Source organism: Nitrospirillum bahiense, assembly GCF_007828025.1.
In the GTDB taxonomy this organism is placed as follows: domain Bacteria; phylum Pseudomonadota; class Alphaproteobacteria; order Azospirillales; family Azospirillaceae; genus Nitrospirillum; species Nitrospirillum amazonense.
Genome location: NZ_VITO01000014.1, coordinates 47468 through 66706, shown reverse-complemented (window position 1 = coordinate 66706; position 19239 = coordinate 47468). Strand labels below are relative to the sequence as shown.

General features: G+C 67.2%; 8 protein-coding genes. 3 read left to right on the top strand and 5 right to left on the bottom strand.

What is annotated here, in order from left to right; genetic code table 11:
* Positions 1-26: 26 nt before the first annotated feature.
* From FBZ88_RS19700 to FBZ88_RS19685, 4 genes are all read right to left on the bottom strand, one after another.
* Positions 27-10604, bottom strand: a complete 10578-nt coding sequence (locus FBZ88_RS19700; RefSeq protein ID WP_145618874.1) for an MBG domain-containing protein — start codon at positions 10602-10604, stop codon at positions 27-29.
* A gap of 17 nt (positions 10605-10621) precedes the next feature.
* The gene (locus tag FBZ88_RS19695; RefSeq protein ID WP_246138753.1) at positions 10622-12232 is read right to left on the bottom strand and encodes a ShlB/FhaC/HecB family hemolysin secretion/activation protein; all 1611 of its coding nucleotides are present in this window, start codon (positions 12230-12232) and stop codon (positions 10622-10624) included.
* Between the two features lie 438 nt (positions 12233-12670).
* Positions 12671-12952, bottom strand: a complete 282-nt coding sequence (locus FBZ88_RS19690) for a hypothetical protein (protein ID WP_145618872.1) — start codon at positions 12950-12952, stop codon at positions 12671-12673.
* Positions 12953-13006: 54 nt separating this feature from the next.
* Positions 13007-13387 (bottom strand): DUF4267 domain-containing protein, encoded by a 381-nt coding sequence (locus tag FBZ88_RS19685; protein ID WP_145618871.1) that lies wholly within the window; start codon positions 13385-13387, stop codon positions 13007-13009.
* Positions 13388-13483: 96 nt separating this feature from the next.
* On the opposite strand from FBZ88_RS19685, the gene FBZ88_RS19680 reads away from it, so the two are divergent.
* Positions 13484-14053, top strand: a complete 570-nt coding sequence (locus FBZ88_RS19680) for a TetR/AcrR family transcriptional regulator (protein WP_145618870.1) — start codon at positions 13484-13486, stop codon at positions 14051-14053.
* A 167-nt stretch (positions 14054-14220) separates the two neighbouring features.
* On the top strand, positions 14221-15696 hold the full coding sequence (locus FBZ88_RS19675) for an AMP-binding protein (protein WP_145618869.1): 1476 nt from the start codon (positions 14221-14223) through the stop codon (positions 15694-15696).
* 1 nt (position 15697) lies between these two features.
* On the opposite strand, the gene FBZ88_RS19670 is transcribed toward FBZ88_RS19675, so the two are convergent.
* Positions 15698-16378, bottom strand: coding sequence for a TetR/AcrR family transcriptional regulator (locus tag FBZ88_RS19670; protein ID WP_145618868.1), 681 nt, complete (start codon positions 16376-16378; stop codon positions 15698-15700).
* Between the two features lie 209 nt (positions 16379-16587).
* Here FBZ88_RS19670 and FBZ88_RS19665 point away from each other — a divergent pair, with 209 nt between their 5' ends.
* The gene (locus FBZ88_RS19665; RefSeq protein WP_145618867.1) at positions 16588-19227 is read left to right on the top strand and encodes a TonB-dependent receptor plug domain-containing protein; all 2640 of its coding nucleotides are present in this window, start codon (positions 16588-16590) and stop codon (positions 19225-19227) included.
* The last annotated feature ends 12 nt before the right edge of the window (positions 19228-19239 follow it).

Sequence of the window (19239 nt, the reverse complement as noted above, 5' to 3'; positions counted from 1 at the left end):
CGACCACCGGGATGGAAAAGTCGCCGCTATTGTTTCCGCTCATCCTGCTTCGTGCCTTGAATGGGGGCTGAGGTCATTTGTAGCTGATTATAGACGCCGCCTTCGCTACCGGCGGAAGAAACCGCGTATGTCTGCGCGGAGGATACTTGACCGCCACCGCTCTCGCCGCCACGGGAGGAGCTGCCTTGCGAGGCGGTGCTGCTCGAGGGTGCGCCACTATCGCTGGACGACGCCCCGCCGGATGCGCCGGACGATGTTCCGCCGGATGTGCCCGAGGACGCGGACGCGCCCGACGCCGCGGCATCGCCGCCGGCCGACGATGTCGAAGCCGCTGCGCCAGTTGTGGCGGAGGGGGCTGTTGTTCTGGTCGAGCCTGTGTCGCTGACGGTGGCTGGAGCGCTGACGCTCGCCACGCCCCCACCGAGACTGGCGGTGACGGCGGGCGCAGCCAGGCTTGCGGTCGGCAGCAAAGCCGCCACGACTTGGCGCTGCAAGGTGCTTGTGGTCAGTGCCGCGGACGCGCCAACGCTCAGCAACCCAGTCTGGTATAGAATTGTGTAATTGCCAAGGCCCGTGCCGATGGCGCCCGAGGCGGTAATACCATAGCTGCCCGGCGCCGCCGCAGCCACGGCACCGGGACTGCTCAACGTCACCCCGGTGACACTGTCACCGTTCGTCAATCCCGTCACACCGTAACCCGCCAGGATCAGATCAAGGCCCGCAGTTTTGCTTTCATCGTTGGCCGTGATGGTCAGTGCCGCCGGATTCACCGTCAGCGTGCCGTCGGCATAGCTCACCGAGTAGTTGCTCAGCCCCGTGCCCGTGGCCCCGCTGGCCACAACGCTGTAGCTGCCCACCGACGCTGCCGTGCCAGAACCACTGGACGCAAGTGTCACGGCCGCAATGCTGTCGCCGTTCACCAGGCCGCTGCTGCTGTAGCCCGTCAGGCTGGCGCTGGTGCCATAGGTCTTGGCCGCCCCGCTGGCCGTGATCGTCAGCGCCGCCGGGTTCACCGTCAGCGTGCCGTCGGCGTAGCTTACCGAGTAGTTGCTCAGCCCCGTGCCCGTCGCACCGCTGGCCACAACGCTGTAGCTGCCCACCGACGCGGCCGTGCCGCTTCCCGTGCTGGCCAGGGTGACAGCGCTGATGCTGTCGCCGTTCACCAGGCCGCTGCTGCTGTAGCCCGTCAGGCTGGCGCTGGTGCCATAGGTCTTGGTTGCCCCACTGGCCGTGATCGTCAGCGCGGCCGGGTTCACCGTCAGGGTACCGTCGGCATAGCTCACCGAGTAGTTGCTCAGCCCCGTGCCCGTCGCACCGCTGGCCACGACGCTGTAGCTGCCCACCGACGCGGCCGTGCCGGAACCGCTGGACGCGAGCGTCACGGCGCTGATGCTGTCGCCGTTCACCAGGCCGCTGCTGCTGTACCCCGTCAGGCTGGCGCTGGTGCCATAGGTCTTGGTTGCACCGCTGGCCGTGATCGTCAGCGCCGCCGGGTTCACCGTCAGCGTGCCATCGGCGTAGCTCACCGAGTAGTTGCTGAGACCCGTGCCCGTGGCGCCGCTGGCCACAACGCTGTAGCTGCCCACCGACGCCGCCGTGCCACTGCCGCTGCTGGCCAGCGTCACGGCGCTGATGCTGTCGCCGTTCACCAGGCCGCTGCTGCTGTACCCCGTCAGGCTGGCGCTGGCGCCATAGGTCTTGGTCGCACCACTGGCCGTGATCGTCAGCGCCGCAGGGTTCACCGTCAGCGTGCCGTCGGCGTAGCTCACCGAGTAGTTGCTGAGCCCCGTGCCCGTCGCCCCGCTGGCCACAACGCTGTAGCTGCCCACCGACGCCGCCGTACCGCTGCCCGTGCTGGCCAGCGTCACCGCACTGATGCTGTCGCCATTGACCAGGCCGCTGCTGCTGTAGCCCGCCAGGCTGGCGCTGGTGCCATAGGCCTTGCTCGCCCCGCTGGCCGTGATGGTCAGTGCGGCCGGGTTCACCGTCAGGGTGCCGTCGGCGTAGCTCACCGAGTAGTTGCTGAGACCCGTGCCCGTCGCCCCGCTGGCCACAACGCTGTAGCTGCCCACCGACGCCGCCGTGCCAAAACCACTGGACGCAAGCGTCACGGCGCTGATGCTGTCGCCGTTCACCAGGCCGCTGCTGCTGTACCCCGTCAGGCTGGCGCTGGTACCGTAGGTCTTGGTCGCCCCGCTGGCCGTGATCGTCAGCGCCGCCGGGTTCACCGTCAGCGTGCCGTCGGCGTAGCTCACCGAGTAGTTGCTGAGCCCCGTGCCCGTCGCACCGCTGGCCACAACGCTGTAGCTGCCCACCGACGCCGCCGTGCCACTGCCGCTGCTGGCCAGCGTCACGGCCGCAATGCTGTCGCCGTTGACCAGGCCGCTGCTGCTGTACCCCGTCAGGCTGGCGCTGGTGCCATAGGTCTTGGTCGCCCCGCTGGCCGTGATGGTCAGCGCCGCCGGGTTCACCGTCAGCGTGCCGTCGGCATAGCTCACCGAGTAATTGCTCAGCCCCGTGCCCGTGGCGCCCGAGGCCACAACGCTGTAGCTGCCCACGGACGCCGCCGTGCCGCTGCCGCTGCTGGCCAAGGTCACGGCCGCAATGCTGTCGCCGTTCACCAGGCCGCTGCTGCTGTACCCCGTCAGGCTGGCGCTGGTGCCATAGGTCTTGCTCGCCCCGCTGGCCGTGATGGTCAGTGCCGCCGGGGTCACCGTCAGCGTGCCATCGGCGTAGCTTACCGAGTAGTTGCTCAGCCCCGTGCCCGTCGCGCCGCTGGCCACAACGCTGTAGCTGCCCACCGACGCCGCCGTGCCGCTGCCCGTGCTGGCCAGGGTGACAGCGCTGATGCTGTCGCCGTTGACCAGCCCGCTGCTGCTGTACCCCGTCAGGCTGGCGCTGGTGCCGTAGGTCTTGGTCGCCCCGCTGGCCGTGATCGTCAGTGCCGCCGGGGTCACCGTCAAAGTACCGGAGGACGAGAACTGGTAGACACCGCCGGAATAGCTGGCGCTACCCAGGCCAAGCAGGCTGTAGGAGCCAACAGCGGAGCGCGCCTCGCTCGTGGTCCAGACCATGCCGGAGGTGGATAGGCCGCTGCCGACGCTGCGGCCCAGCTGATCATAGGCACTGGTGGTGGTCGCCGTGACGGTGGCGGCGCCATAGACGCCGCTACCCGAACCGGTGATCACGATGTAGGGCAGCGACTTCAAAAGCGGATAGGGTGAGCCATTGAACCAATCCGTCGTGCTGAACACGGACTGCGCTATGGGCCCGCTGGTCAGCCAGGCGGTGGTGGCCAAGCCGGTGGCGTCCGCGGCCGTGCCCGTGCCACCACCGATGCCCACGGTCATGCCCGACGTGGTCGTGTCCCAATAGCTGGTGGTCACCGCGTTCTGGTTGTCGCCCAGGAAGGCCCCGACGGAAACCGCGGACGGGCCCGCCGTGACACTGCCGGTGGAGTAGCTGTTGGCGATCAGGCCCTGATTGACGCCCGCCAACCCGCCAATGGCCGTGCCGCCGGCGGTGCCGCTGGCCACGGAGACGTTGACCATGGCGTAGCTGTTGCTGACGGTGCCCGCGACCTGGCCAACCAGGCCGCCGATGTTCAGCACACCGCTGCCAGCGGAGATGGTGCCGGTGGCGAAGCTGCCGGACAGAAAGCCGGAATTGATGCCCACCAGGCCGCCCACCTGCTGCGCGGCGAAGCCGACCTGAAGGGTGACGGCGGCACCGCTGTTCACCACGGTGCCGCTCATGAATCCGAACAGGCCGCCCATGTAGGAGACCGCCCCGGAGGCGATGAGGGTGCCACTGGCATAGACATTGCTGACGGTCGCGACGCTTTCGCCCGCGACGATGCCGACGTCGTTGGGGGCGTCGACGTTGATGCGGGCACCCAGTACGCTCAAATTGCGAATGGTGCCGTTGTTGTAGCTGATCAGGCCGACGTTGTTGGAAACGGTGTTGTTGATGGTGAGGCCGACGATGCTGTGGCCAAAGCCATCGAACGTGCCGTTGAACAAGGTCGGGCTGTTGTTCGAGTTGGCGGTATTGAGGCCCAGGGGCACGAAGCCGGCGGAACTCCACAGGCCACCGGCCTGTGCCAGCTCACCCATCGTGATGTTGGCGCCCAGGATATAGTTGGCCGTCATGGCCAGGTTGATCAGCTGCAACTCGTGGGCGTTGTTGATGACCGTGCCGTATTCCATGCGCAGCAGCGGGCGGGTGTAGCCGCTGACCATGTACCAGGTGTTGGCGAGGTCGAAACCGCTGTAGGTAGCCGACGCGTAGGCCGCGGTGCCGCTGACGTTGGTGGCGCTGAACGTCCCCGTCCCGCCGCCATAGCCTACGGTCTGGCCGCTGCTGGCGCCATCCCAATAGGCGCCCGCGACCAAACCGTCATTGCCGCCGGCGAACGCCCCAATGGACCCCACGCCGGTCCCTGCCGTCACCACGCCGCTGGCATAGGCCAGGGAAACCCGGCCGGCGTTATATCCCACCAGCCCGCCCACGTCCGCCGCGTTGGCGCCGGCGGTGACGTCGGCGGTGGCATAGGCCACGCTGATGGTGCCGGTGTTCCCACCAACCAGCCCGCCCACGTACTGGGCACCGCTGCCGGCCGTGACGGTGCCGGTGGCATAGGCGCTGAGGATGGTGCCGGCGTTGCTGCCGGCCAGTAGCGCGACGTTGCCGCCGCCGCCCACCACCGTGCCGTTGTAGACACCCACGCTCTGCACGACGCCGCCTGTGCCGATGGCGCTGAACAGCGCCATGTTGCTGGCCGCGGCGTTGGCCATGACCAGGTTGTTGACGGCGTGCCCCTGGCCGTTCAGCGTGCCGGTGAAGCTGCCTGGGCTGGCGTTGTTGCCACTGGTGCTGAAGCCGATGGGCAGGAAGCCGGTGGCCGTCGCCCACAAGCCGGCCGTGCTGGTGGCTTCACTGACGTCAATATCGCGCCCCAGCGTGTAGGTCGCCGTCAGGTCCAGGTTCACCAGTTCCAACTGGTGGGCGTTCACGACGGTGGTGTTGTACTCCGCCCGCAGGAAGGGCCGGGTGTAGCCATCGACCATGTACCAGACGCTGGTGAAGTCGAAGGCCGCGTAGGTGGCGCTGAGATAAACCGAGGAGCCACTGATGCCCGTGACCGAGGCGCTGCCGGTATTGGCGCCATAGCCCACGGTCAGGCCGGTGGTGCCCGTGTCCCAATAGCCGGACACCGCGCCGTCGTTCTGGCCCACCAGGCCGCCTATCACGGTGGTGCCCTGGCCCGCAAGGACGCTGCCCGTGGCATAGGTCGCAGTGATGGTTCCGGTGTTGGCGCCGGCCAGGCCGCCCACGGCGGTGCCGGCGCTGCCGACCAGGATGCTGCCAATGGCGTAGGCGCCGGTCACCTGACCGGCGTTGGCGCCGACCAGGCCGCCGACATCCACCGCGCCGGCACCGGCGATGATCGAGGCGGTGCCGTAGCCGCCGTTGACGACGCCCGCGGTAGTGACGGTTCCGGCCAGGCCACCGACATACTGCGCGGCGCTGCCGACGGTAACGGTGCCGCCGCCATAACTGGCCGTGACCAGCCCCGCCTCATACCCGACCAGGCCGCCGACGGCCTGCGCCCCGCTGCCCACCTGGACGATGCCGATACCGTCGCTGGCGCTGATGGTCCCGGCGTCATAGCCCACGGCGCCGCCTACGGACTGCGCGCCATCACCGACAATGACGGCACTGATGGCGTGGCTGTTGGCGACGGTGGCGCTGTTGTAGCCGACGATGCCACCCACACTCTGGGCCGCCACGGCCGACACGGTGCCGCCCGTGTACGCCGCCGTGATGAGACCGGCATTCACGCCGGCGACCCCGCCGAGGCGCTGGGCGCCCGACGCCGCCAGAATCGTGCCGTTGGTCTGGACGCCGCTGATGGTGCCGCTGTTCTGCCCGGCGACCAAGCCGACGCCGCTGACGGCGCCGACGCTGATGCTGGCGTTCGTCAGCGTCAGGTTGGCGACCATGCCGCCGGCGCCGATGTCACTGAACAGGCCGATATTATCGCTGGCGGCACTGACGATGGTCATGCCGCTGATGCTGTAGCCCCGGCCGTTCAGCGTGCCGGTGAAGGCGGTGGGGCTGGCGTTGCCGCCGGCGGACGTAATGCCGATGGGGGCGAAGCCGGTGGCCGTGTTCCACAGGCCCGAGGTCAGCGCCAACTCCACCATCGTGATGTTGGCGCCCAGGACGTAGCTTCCGCCCGGGTTGGCGCCCATCAGTTCAAGCTGATGGGCGTTGATGATGGTGGTCCGGGCTTCCGCCTTCAGGAAGGGCCGGGTATAGCCGTCCACCATGTACCAGGTGGAGGTGAAGTCGAAACCGCTGTAGGTCGCGGAGGCATAGGCGGCGGTGCCACTGACCCCCGTGGCGGAAAAGGAGCCGGCCGAACTGGTCCCATAGGCGTTCGTCTGGTTGGTGGAGACCGTGTCCCAGAAGCTGGTCATCACCGTGCCGGAGGTCATCCTGCCGACCAGACCGCCCACGCTGACGCCCGCTGCCGCTGACACCGACCCGCTGGCCCAGCTCTGGGCGATCGTGGGGATGACGGTGCCGCTGACGGCGTTCTCGCCCACCAGGCCACCAACGCCGTTGGATAGGGTACCGGCCCTGACGGCCCCCGTCGCGTAGGCGCCCCGGATCAGGCTGCCATAGTTGCGACCGGCGAGGCCGCCGATATCAGTGCCCGCCGTGCCGGCGATGACCGTGCCGGTGGCATAGCTGCCCAGCACGGATGACGAGGTGAGGTTGAATGCCTCCGACGCCCCGACCAAGCCGCCGACGTAGAAGGCGGTCCGGCCAACCGACACCGTGCCGGTGGCATAGCTGCCGCTGATGATGCCGTTCTGCTCGTGGCCGAGCAGCCCGCCGATATACTGCGCCATGGTGCCGACACCCGTGGCCGCCCCGACCGACAGGTTGCCCGTGGCGTAGCTGTCGGCGATGAGCGCGGACGCCGAACCGGCCGTGGTTTGGGAGTTCACCCCGACCAAGCCACCGAAATACTGGTTGCCGGTGCCGGTGGCGGTGATCGTTCCGGTGGCATAACTACCGCTGACGGTGCCTGAGTTGGAACCGACCAGGCCACCGATGCGCGCCGCGGCGCTCGACAGCAGTATATTGCCGGTGGCGTAGCTGCCCAGGATTGAGCCGAAGGTGTTGACACCGACCAAGCCGCCGACATATTGCGCGCCGCTGCTGCCGGTGCTGACGCCGCCGGTGGCGTAGGAATTGACCAGCGTCATGGTATTGGCGTCGCCCACCAACCCGCCAATACGCTGGTTGAAGGAGGAGAGGCTGAAGCCGCCAGTGGCATAGCTGCCGCTGATATAGGACTGGGCCGAGACCTGCCCCGCCAGGCCGCCGACCGCCGTCACCGAAAGGCCGTTCAGGAAGCTGACACCGGAATAACTGTTCAGGATGGTGCCGCCCGACATATAGCCGACCAGCCCCCCCACGCCCGTGGTCTTGGAGACAAAGACCACGCCGGTGGCGTAGCTGTTGGTGACGGTGCCGGATAACTTGCCGGCCAGCATGCCCCAGCCGGTGACCTGGGTCCCCGACGAGGAGTTGATCATCGTGCCGTTCACCAGCCCCAGGTTGGCGACCGAGCCGGCGGGACCGATGCTGGAGAACAGACCGACGCCGTGGGATGTGGTCGCCCTCAGGGTCAGATTGCTGATGGTGTAGCCCTGGCCGTCCAGCGAACCGGTGAAGACCGTGGGGGAGGCATTGCCCCCCACCGTCGTGAACCCGATGGGGGTGAAGCCGCTGGTGGACCAAAGACCGCCCTGGACAGTGGTGCCGCTCATGTCCAGGTTTTTACCCAGGACATAGGATGCCGTCGGGTCCACGCCCATCAGCTGCAGCTGATGGGCGTTGGTGATGGTGGTGGCGTATTCGCTGCGCAGGAACGGGCGGGTCCGGCCGTCGACCTCATACCAGTCGTTGCTGAAATCAAAGCCGACATAAGTGGCGGTGGTCAGCGTGTTCGCGGCGATGGCCGTGGCGGACACCGTGCCGGTATTGCTGCCGTAGGCCACGGACAGGCCGCTGGTCGCCGTGTCCCAGAAGCCGACCGTCACCAGGCCGGCATTGGAACCGACGAAGCCGCCGATGTTGGTGGTGCCGGCGCCGGCGGTGATGGACCCGGTGGCATAGGCGGCGCTGATGGTGCCGGCGTTATAGCCGGCCAGGCCCCCCACGCTGTCGGACGTGGTGCCAACCGACATGGGGCCGATGGCATAGACGGCACTGACGGTGTTGGCGGTGTCGCCATATCCCAGCAGGCCGCCGACATACTGAACCCCGCCGCCGGCGGAGATGGTCTCACTGGCGTAGCTCTGGGTGATCAGCGCGTCGCTGTAGCCGACCAGGCCTCCCACGCGGTTGCCACCGTCGCCAACGGTCAGACTGCTGTCGGCGTAGCTGCCGGAAACCGTGCCGCCGCCGACCCAGCCGGCCAGGCCGCCAACCGCCGTGGCGGCCGAGCCGGCCGTGACGGCACCGGTAACAAAGCTGTTGGCGATGAGGCCCGCCGTTTGGGCGCCCACCAGCCCGCCCACCTTGGACACACCGCTGCCGACGGAAACGGTCACGGCGGCGGCGGAAGCCGTGACCGTGCCGCTGTTGCCGCCGATCAGGCCGCCCACGGCGCTGGCGCCATCGCCGGCGGTAACGGTGCCGGAGGCGGTGACGTTGCGCACCGTGCCCTGGTTCTGGCCGGCCAGCAGGCCAAGGTTGGCGCCCGTGCCGCCAAACAGCGTTCCACCGGACAGCGTCAGGTTCTGAACCAGGCCACCGCCGCCGATGACACTGAGCAGGCCCAGGTTGCCCGCCCCGCCCCCGGCGGCATTGACGGTCAGGCCGGTGATCGTATGTCCCAGCCCCTCCAGCGTGCCGGTGAAGGCGGTGGGCGACGCGTTGTTGCCCGTGGCGCTATAGCCGATGGGCGTCCACGCGCCGGTCAGCGCCAAGTCGTTGGTCAGCGCGTAATTGCCGCTGCCGGTGATGGCGGCCAGGGCCGCCGCCGACGTGACCAGGGTATAGGCCGTGCTGTTGACCGTCAGGCTGGTGGTCAGCGACACCGGGGCGGTCACCCGGAACACACCGCCGCTGCCGCCGTCATTGGTCAGGACCACCAGGCTGGTGCCCGACAGCGCGGCGTTGATGGACACGCCGTGATAGGCATCCAGCGTCAGGCTGTTGGCCGAGGACCAGGTGATGCCGGCATTGACGGCGATGTCGCCCAGGCCGCTGGCCTTGGTGACCCCGCCGGCGGTGACGCCGGTGTACCCCACGCTGGTATTGGTGGTCTGCAGCGTGACGCTGCCGCTGGCCAGCGCCGTTTGGATGGCGGCGGCATAGGCGGCGTTCACCGTCAGGTCGACGGGGTCCAGCAGCCAGGTGCCGCCCTTGCCATGGGCCGCCCCCACATCCACCGTCGCCCCGTCGAAGGCCAGCGCGTGGCCGGACGTCTCAATGGCGCCGCCGTCACCCCACAAGCTGCCGCCCCGGGCCAGCAGCACGCCGTGGGCGGCGGTGTCCTGGCTGTTGACCGTGACCGACCCGCCCTTGCCCGTCTCCGTGGCCGAAGCGTCGATGCGGCTGGCGGCATCCATGGTGACGGAGGCCGTCTCCGCCGTTCCCACCGTGACCGTGCCGCCGCCGGTGGCGCCCTTGGCGCTCAGCGTGGCGCCCTGCAGGGTGATGGGGCCGTTGGCGTCCAGGACCAGCTTGCCGCCCTCGCGGGTGAGGGAGTCGGCCTCGATGACGCCGGTGGCCTTGATGACGCCGCCGGCCACGATGTTCAGCGCCTGGGCCGTGAGGTAGACGGTGCCGCCGGGCGCGCGGATGATGCCACCAGCCTCGATCTGCGCCTCGACCGTGGCGGGATCCACCTTGAGGGGAGCGCCGCCGTCCGGCGTCAGCGTGACGGTCTCCCCCGCCGCCAGCACCACCGAGCCCAACTGCGCCTGGATCAGGCCCTGGTTGCGGATCTGCGCCGCCAGCAGCACCACCGAGCCATTACGGGCGGTGATGGTGCCGCCATTGACCACCGAGCCGGTGGCCGATCCCCGGTTGAAAACCAGCCGGCCCTTCTGGAAATCCTCATCCGCGATGTCCATGGTCGAAGCGACCAGGCCGCCCACGTCCACCGTGGCGCCGCCGCCAAAGACCACGCCGCCGGGATTGACCAGGATGACCGTGCCGGGCGCCTTGATCGCGCCCTCGATCAGGGAGGGGTCGCCGCCGCGTACGCGGTTCAGCGTCATGGCCGAGCTGTTGGGCTGCTGGAAATTCACCGTGGCGCCGGCGCCAACGTTGAACTGCTGCCAGCTGATGATGGCCTTGTCCGACGTTTGGGTGACGGTCATCACCGGACCGGTGGAACTGATGCCCGCCGTGCCGGCCTGGACCTGTCCACCCGTAGGCAATGTGCCCGGTGCCGGCGTGCCCGCCATGGCCGGCAGGGTCAACGCCTGCATCACCGACAGCACGGCGGTGCATCCCAGCAGCCTGGCGCGCAGGGGAAGGCGGAACGGAAGCGCGGAGCGGCTGGCCATTATTCCTCCTGGGCCCCCTAGACCGACAATACCACTTGCATCCAGGCCCGCAGTTCGCGCCGCCGGCCATCCAGATCCAGGTTTTGGGCGGTGCGCCCGGCGTCGGAACCGATGCGGTGGGCGACGGTGGCCTTCATCTGCACGTTGCCGGCCGGCGTCCATTGAACGCTGGCGCCAACCCCCTGCAGGAAATAGTGATTGTGCGGCGAGCCCACGCCCTCCCAGCCGCCCCAGGTTTCCTTGTGCTGCTCCACCCAGCCGCCGTCCCAGAAGGCGGAAAAGCGGACACTGGTGGACACCTGCTGCCCCACCTCCAGGTTCAGCATGGCGCCCTGGTCGCCCCCGCCCTGGTTCAAGGGATAGGCCCGGACGCCGGTGGGGCCGCCCAGGGAAAACTGTTCGGAACTGTTGAGGTTCTTGGACGCGACCTGCGCCGCCAGGGTAGCCAGCATGTCCCCGCCCCGCCACAGGGCCTGGGCGCGGCTGACCGACGCGCTGGCCTTGACATAGTGGCCCTGGGTGCGGGCGGTGGCCTGATCGATGGCCTGGTTGGCGGCATTGTGCGACAGGTCGACGTTGCCCGCCTTGACCTGCACATCGAAGGTGAAGGCGCCCCCACCCTGCCAGTCGTCGCGCATCAGCCGGTGGGCGGCCAGGGTCAACGCGCCCAGCCTGTTGGAGGCCGTAACCACGTCGGCCAGCTTGTCGCTGGTCCATTTGTGCTCCAGGCCGAACGCCAGGTTCACCGGTGCCGCGGAGCTGCGCAGGGCCAGCCAGCGCAGGGTCAGGGCGGCCGTCTGCGCGTCACCCGCGGGTGTGCTGGCGTTGATGTCTTCCGGCACGTCGTATTGCAGCACGGCGCCGCTGGCCTCCAGCCACAGGCCTTCGTGCCAGATGGGCGCCCCGACCAGCATCTGGCCGTATTTCGACGACTGGCTGGCCTGGCCGGTGACGGCGACCTGGTCGCCGATGCCCGCCGCGTCCGTCATGGTGACGATGGCGAGGCCGCGCGTGCCGCCGATTTCGCGCGGCGCGTTGTTGTCGACCAGCGCGGTGGCCGTCAGCAGCGGCGGCTCACGCATCTTGAGGTGGACGTCGGTCGTTCCCTCCTCCGCGCCGGCATCCAGCACGCCCAGCGCCTGCATGCCCGGGATCAGGCCCAGGTTGGACACGCCGGTGGCGACCGCGCTGGGCCGCAGCGGATCGCCCTGCGGGTTTTGGGCGAAGATGAAATCCGCCGCCTGGTCGGCATCCAGGCGGACGTCGCTGGAGGGGTCGACGAGCACCCGCCCCATGCGCGCTTCCAGCACTTGGATGGTGACGACCCCGCCTTCCAGGCTCTGGCGCGGCAGGACGGCACGGGCCAGCAGGTCGTGCTGCGCGTAATAGCGGCTGATGCGGGCTGCCGCCTCACGCAGATCGCCCAAGGTGCAGTCGCGCCCGACATAGGACGTCAACTGATCCCGCAATTCCGCTTCGGGAATGAGGGTGGCGATGATGTGAAAGCCGGTGACGTGCACCGTCTCACCCGCCTTCAGGAATTCACCCTCGGCGGTGGGGGGCGCCAGATCGGGCAGAGCGGGGGCCTGCGGTGCTGCGCGCGGAATGTTGCGCTCAACATCGCGCAATATCTGGCCGGCATCCTGAGCGTGAGACCGCTTGGCCATCGCCAAGGGAACCAGGGCCGTCGCGGCAAGCAACGTTCTCAGTATCCGCAACTTGACACCAAAATATTAGGGCTAGTATCGGCTGCTACCATAATCCGCGCATCTTAATTAAACGTTTACAACAATGATATTTCGCGAAAAATACGTGCAAAACCCACTATATGTAGACCATCTGACAGCGCAAGCACCGCTCCACTCCCTATCCTTAAGGTTAGGGGCGCGGATTGGAACCGTGACGGTCCCATGACAAAGCAAGTCGGGATACAGGGTGACGGAAAAATTATTGCCAGATGCCGGGATTCCTGCCGGCCCGACGGTCGAGCGTGATCGAGTTTTTTCGGATATTGCCCCAAGAACCTGGCGACACAGGCGCGCGCGATTGGGGAAATTTGAAGAGTGTCACACGCCCACAGCGCATGAGACCGCGCCTGCCATGGCGAGCAAAACGGCAAACAGACCGAGGGGCGCGAGCGAGAAGAAGTCACGGCGCCGCACCACCGTGAGAATCGCCGAGGCGATGATGATCGCCCCCGAAGTGAGGCCCGCCTGACGACTGGCCCGAAACGCGACCAGAACCGCGACCAAAATCTCCGGGGCGCTGGTCACGCGACACCACCACCCCGGAAATCCCCAGCGGACGAAACTCATGCGCACGCCGGGCGTGCCGATGGCGTTGAACATCCCCGCGCCGTGGAAGCCGTAGCGAACAACCAGATCGGGAGTATGGGCAGCGTCTCAGGCCACTCCCGCAAGCAGCGGGACCGCGGCCAGAACCATCAGCGCCGCCGTGACGCCATGGATGCCGAAGGCCCGCCCGGTTGAGCCTCTCGCCGCGAGGATAAGCGACATGTCGCCCAACGGAATCATGGCTTCGACCAGCAAGGCGATACCGACCATTTGCGCCCCGCCCCAAACCATCAGGGCGAGAACCACCAATCCTGAGGCGACGTCACGCACACCCTTGAGCCGCAGCCACCAGGCGATGTTCGCCCCCTCCTCAGGAAGCGGCAGGCCGAAACTCAAGGTCGCCGACCTTGGGCTGAAAAGATACAGGACGCCAATGACGATAATTCCGAAAGCCGCCAGCAGCGCCACCGCGATTGAGAACCAGTGCATGTCAACCTCCATGTTTCGATACGGTATATATTCTAGCATTGCTAACTTTTCAAGCTTAATTATAAATTTTCGCGGCCATGGCGAGGGAGGCGGCAAATGGGTATCGCGGAGAGAAAGGGCAGAGAGCGGGCCGAGCGCGAGCAGCGCATCACGGCGGCGGCACGCCTGATCGCGGAAAGCGAAGGATGGAACGCCGTCACGATCCGGCGCCTGGCGGAGGAGATCGAGTACAGCCAGCCCGTCCTCTACTCGCACTTCGAGAACAGGGACGCCATCGTGGCGGCGATCGCCATCGAGGGGTTTGGCGAACTGGCGACAGCGCTCCGCCAGGCCGCACAGGGATCGGCCAGCCGTCAAGGCGCGCTTGAGAGCGTCGCCACGGCCTATCTCGCCTTCGCACGTGCGCACCCAGCCCTGTACGAGGCGATGTTCACCATGGCAACCGGCCTGCGCTTCGCGGAAGCCGATACACGACCCGAGTTGAAGGACGCCTTCGCGGCGCTGGCCGAGGCTGTCGGGCCGTCGCGGGCAGATGCCGAGGTCGCGACCGAGACGTTCTGGGCGGCGCTTCATGGGTTGGCGGATCTGGAGCGTTCCGGCCGGATCAGACAAGGCGCGCGAGCAGCACGCGTCAGGCTTGTGGTCAGTTGCCTGGTCGATCCGTGAAATCGCCCCACGGCACCTTACCGATATATAATTTTCATTTAGTAGTAAATGAATGAACTTGACCGGCTGGCGCCCGCGCTGTAGGTGGTTCTCATTCCCAACCCCATTCGAACGCACCAAAGATGAGAAGGGGTCGGGGAAAGGGCTTCCCGAGAGGCGTTGTCGCTATGTCAAACGATGGTATCGCACTGAGTTCCATCCTGGCCCACCATGCGCGCCGGTCGCCCGGCAGAGCCGCGCTGGTCCTGGAAGGCGTCACCATTCCCTATGCCGAACTGGACGCACGCTCGAACGCGCGCGCCCGCCTGCTGGCGGCGCAAGGCGTCGGCCCGGGTGATTTCGTCACGGTGGCGCTGCCCAATGGCCTCGACTTCTATGAGACCACCTTCGCGATCTGGAAACTGGGCGCCATCCCCAACATCGTGTCGGCCAAGCTTCCGCGGCTGGAAATGGACGCGATCCTTGACATCGTCCGCCCCCGGCTGGTCGTCGGCCATTTGCCCCAGGCTGGAATCCCGGTGCTGCCCCCTGGCCAGGGAGCGGCCCTGGACCAATATTCGGCTGATCCACTGCCGGAGGTGGTTTCACCCCACTGGAAGGCGATGACCAGCGGTGGGTCCACCGGGCGGCCCAAGGTGATCGTCGATGCCATGCCGGCGCGCTGGAATCCGGAAGAGGGCTTCCTGTGCCAGCGTCCCGGCGACATCATCCTGAACCCCGGACCGCTCTACCATAACGCCCCTTTCCACTGCATTTTCACCGGCTTGTTCGTCGGCGGCACCATTGTCGAGATGGGGCGGTTCGATGCGCTGCGCGCGCTGGAGCTCATTGAGGCCCACGGTGTGACCTGGGTGACCATGGTGCCCACCATGATGCATCGCATTTGGCGCCTGGCCCCGGAAACCTTGTCGCGTTTCACCCTGCCCAGCCTGCGCATGATGCTGCACATGGCCGCCCCCTGCGCCACCTGGCTGAAAGAGGCGTGGATCGGCTGGCTGGGCAGCGAGCGGGTCTGGGAATTTTACGGCACGACCGAGGGCATCGGATCGACCATGATCTCCGGCACGGACTGGCTGGCGCATCGTGGCTCGGTCGGCCAGGTGCGCGAGGGGTATGAGCTGGCCATCCTGGATGCCGATGGGCACCGCCGCCGTCCGGGCGAGGTGGGCGAAATCTATTTCCGGCCACAAGGCGGCCCAGGGTCGACCTATCATTATCTGGGCAGCCCGTCCCGGCGCATCGGGGACTGGGAGTCGACCGGCGACCTCGGGTCCGTGGACCAGGATGGCTATCTTTACCTGTCCGACCGCCGCAACGACCTGATCATCTCCGGCGGCGCCAACATCTATCCGGCGGAGGTCGAGGCGGCATTGGACGCGCATCCGGCGGTGCGGACCAGCGCCGTGGTCGGGTTGCCCGACGAGGATTGGGGCGCCCGTGTCCACGCCATCGTCCAGCCGGTCGAGGGCGCGGATCTCAACGACGCGGACCTCCTGGATTTCGTGGCCGAACGGCTGGCGCGCTTCAAGCTGCCCAAGAGCATCGAGTTCACCAGCGAACCCCTGCGGGATGAGGCGGGAAAGGTGCGCCGAGCCGCCCTTCGCGACGCGCGGCTGGGTGGAACACCCCCCCGTCCCGACTAGCCTACCTCGCGCGCTTGTACAGGGCCTCGAAGCCGCCCGCCATGAAGGTCACGAAGCGCTGGCGAGCGGCCTCGAAATCCTCGGACGTGCACAAATTGTCCGACAGGCGGTCGATGCGGCCGGTGCGTGACAGGATCAGCGTGTAGGCGCCGGAGGTGAACTGGAAACTCCAGAAGAGATCTTCCGGAGTGGCGTCCGGCAGGGCCTTCTGCAGAAGGCTGATGAGCCGCAGTGCCAGGGGATCGAAATAGGTGTCCATCAACTCCGCACCATAGCCCGGCGCATTGTTCACCTGCGCGAAGATCCGTCCGAAGTGGCGCCAGCCATCACCCCCGCTGATGTAGATGTCGAACGCCCCTTCGTAATAGGCGCGCAGTATCCCCTCGACGGTGGGGTGGTCCCCGGCCGCCACCTCGTAAGCATCCAGCGCCGCGGTGCGGGTGGTGACCGCATATTGCACGCGGCGCTCAAAGACCGCGTCGAACAGCGCCTTCTTGCCGTCGAAGTAATAGTGAATCAGCGCCGGATGGATGCCCATCCTGTCGGCCACATCCTTGATCGTCACCCCGAAGTACCCGAGCTGGGCGAACAGGTCCTCGCTGGTGTCGAGGATCAACTTCATGGTCGCGGCCCGCTGTTCGGCGCGCGTGCGGCGCCTCTCGGGCTTCGGCTCTGCTGCCATAATCTCCGGCCTTCCTGATCGGACGCGTCGGGAAAAGACGCCATCCACCCCTTCATTCGACAGGGACGATGGGGCGCCCGCCCCGTCCGGTCAAGCAATGACATTGCCCAATGAACTTTTTCATTTATCACTAAATGAATGAACTTGACGACCCATCGGCCATCGGATATCGCTTTGAGAAACCTATAAATAAACAGGGGAGGGAACGCATGCCTGGGACCTCGAAAGCCGCGAGGCGCGTCGCGCTGTCCGGCACATCGCTCGTGACCGTCATGCTTTTCGCGTCGGGCCCCTCATGGGCCCAAACGTCGGCCGCGCCGGCGCAGACCACCGCCGCGACATCAGGTGGCGAGCTGGAAGAGATCATCGTCACCGGTTCCAGAATTCGCGGCGTCCCGCCGGTGGGCTCGAACCTGATCAGTGTCTCGAATGAGGATATCAAGACCGTCGGCGCCACGACGACGGCGGACCTGCTGGCCACCGTGCCGCAGCTGAACAGCTTCAACACCGCCCCGCGCGCCAGCAGTGCTGGGTTCGGCACCTTCGCGCCGGGCCTGCGCGGCCTGCCCTCCAGCGCCACGCTGACGCTGATGAACGGCCACCGCCTGGCCAGCGCCGCGGCCAACGACACAGGGCCGGACTATCCCAACATCCCCAGCCTGGCGCTGGAGCGGGTGGAGGTCGTGCCCGATGGCGCGTCATCGGTTTACGGCTCCGACGCCATAGCCGGCGTGGTCAACTTCATCACCCGCCAGCACTTCTCAGGGGCGGAAGCCGACGTCCGCTACGGCATGTCCGACGGCTATCACTCAGTGTCGGCCAGCGGCGTGATTGGCCGGACTTGGGCCACAGGGTCCTTCCTGGCAGCTTATGAGTTCATGCGGAATACCAATATCACCGGCAGCGAACGGGACTATCGCGTCCAGGACTTCCGGCCTTCCGGCGGTGTCGATACCAGGTCGTACAATTGCCCGTCCGCCAACGTGGTGATCCCGCAGACCGGCGCGCTGACCTACGCCGCCCCCGGCTTCAGGCCCGGCACGATCAATTACTGCGACGGCAACGCTGCGGTCGACTTGCTTCCCCGGTCACGGCTGCACAGCGGCTTCCTGACCGGCCGGCAGGAACTGGGCGAGCGTGTCACCGTGTGGGCCGATCTGCTGTATTCGGACCGCAAGGACATCATCCAGGCGGCCCCGCCGGTCGAGACGCTGACCATCACCAAGGCCAACCCCTACTTCATGGCGCCGCCCGGCACCGGGGCCACGTCGGAAACCGTGCTGTTCCGCGCCGACAACCTCTTCGGCGCCGACCATCTCAACAACACGGACAATACCCGGGTGGGCAATTCGTCGGTGGGCGTCGATGTGCAACTGCCCGCCGATTTGAACCTGAGCGTCTACGGTACCTTCGACTGGTCGACCAACGACGCCTACATTCCCGGCGTCAATCCCGTGGCCCTAGCGGTGGCGGCGGCCGGGACCACAACGGCCACGGCCCTGGATCCCTTCGGCCAGCGCACCGCCCCAGGCGTCGCCGCCGCCATCACCACCTACCCCACCGCCGTCACCGTCACCCAGCACACCAACCTGGGTGCCCTGAAGCTCGACGGGCCCCTGTTCGACCTGCCGGGCGGGCCGCTGAAGTTCGCGGCCGGGGCGGAATTCCGCAACGAGACCTTCACCCAGCGGGGCTTCGTCGGCGCGGCGCCGGTGCCCGAGGATCTGGACCGGGACATCTATTCCGCCTTCGGTGAAGTCTTCGCGCCCATCGTGGGCGCCGGCAATGAGGCGCCGTTGCTGCACCGCCTGTCCCTGTCGGTGTCCGGCCGCTACGACCACTACAGCGACTTCGGATCGACCAGCAATCCCAAGGTCGGCCTCAACTGGGACCCGGTGGAAGACCTGACCATCCGGGGCTCCTACGGCAAATCCTTCCGGGCGCCGGGCATGCGCCAGGTGGGGGCCACCGTGGGCGCCTACTACCTCGACGCCGCCAGCGCCGCCGTCCTGGCCCGCGACCCGTCGCGGGGGGCGGCGCAGGTCAACACGGTCTACCTGGCGGGCGGCAACCGCGACCTGCAGCCCGAGACGGCCCGCACCTACTCCGTCGGCGTCGACTGGCAACCGCACTTCCTGCCGGACTTCCGCGCCAGCGCCACCTTTTACGATATCAAGTTCGACGGCGCGATCGGCACCCCGCCGGCATCGCTGGTCTTCACCGACCCGACATTCGCGTCCGTCGTCTACCGCAACCCCACCCCGGCGCAGCTGGCCAAGCTGCTGGGGGTGGCCACACCGGTCAACCTGCCCAATCCCCTGCCCCAGATCGGCAACCTGCTGGACGAGCGCCTGGGCAATTTCGGCAGCCGCGCCACCAACGGCCTGGACTTCGATTTCGGCTATCACCGGGACGTGGGCTTCGGCACCGTGTTCGCGGGCCTGGCCGGCAACTACATCCTGAAGTTCGACACGCAGCTGTCGCCCACCGCCCCGGTGTCGGACAGCCTGCGGCTGGGCCTGCCGCAATGGACCTTCCGGGCCTCGCTGGGCGCCAGCGTCGGGGCGGTCAGCGTGGTCACCTTCGTCAATTACCAGGACGGCGTGACCAACAGCTTCGCCACCCCCACCGGCACCAGCGTGTACAGCGCCGACCCGTACACGACGGTCGATCTACGCGTCACCTGGACCCTGCCGGACAGCGGCATGACCTCGAAGACCGAACTGGCCCTGCAGATCAACGACCTCTTGGACAAGCGGCCGCCCTACTTCCCCGCGACGGACGGCATCGGCAGCAACTACAATCCCATCGGCCGCTTCGTCGCCCTCAATATCAGAAAAGGCTTTTAGGCAGTCGGGTCA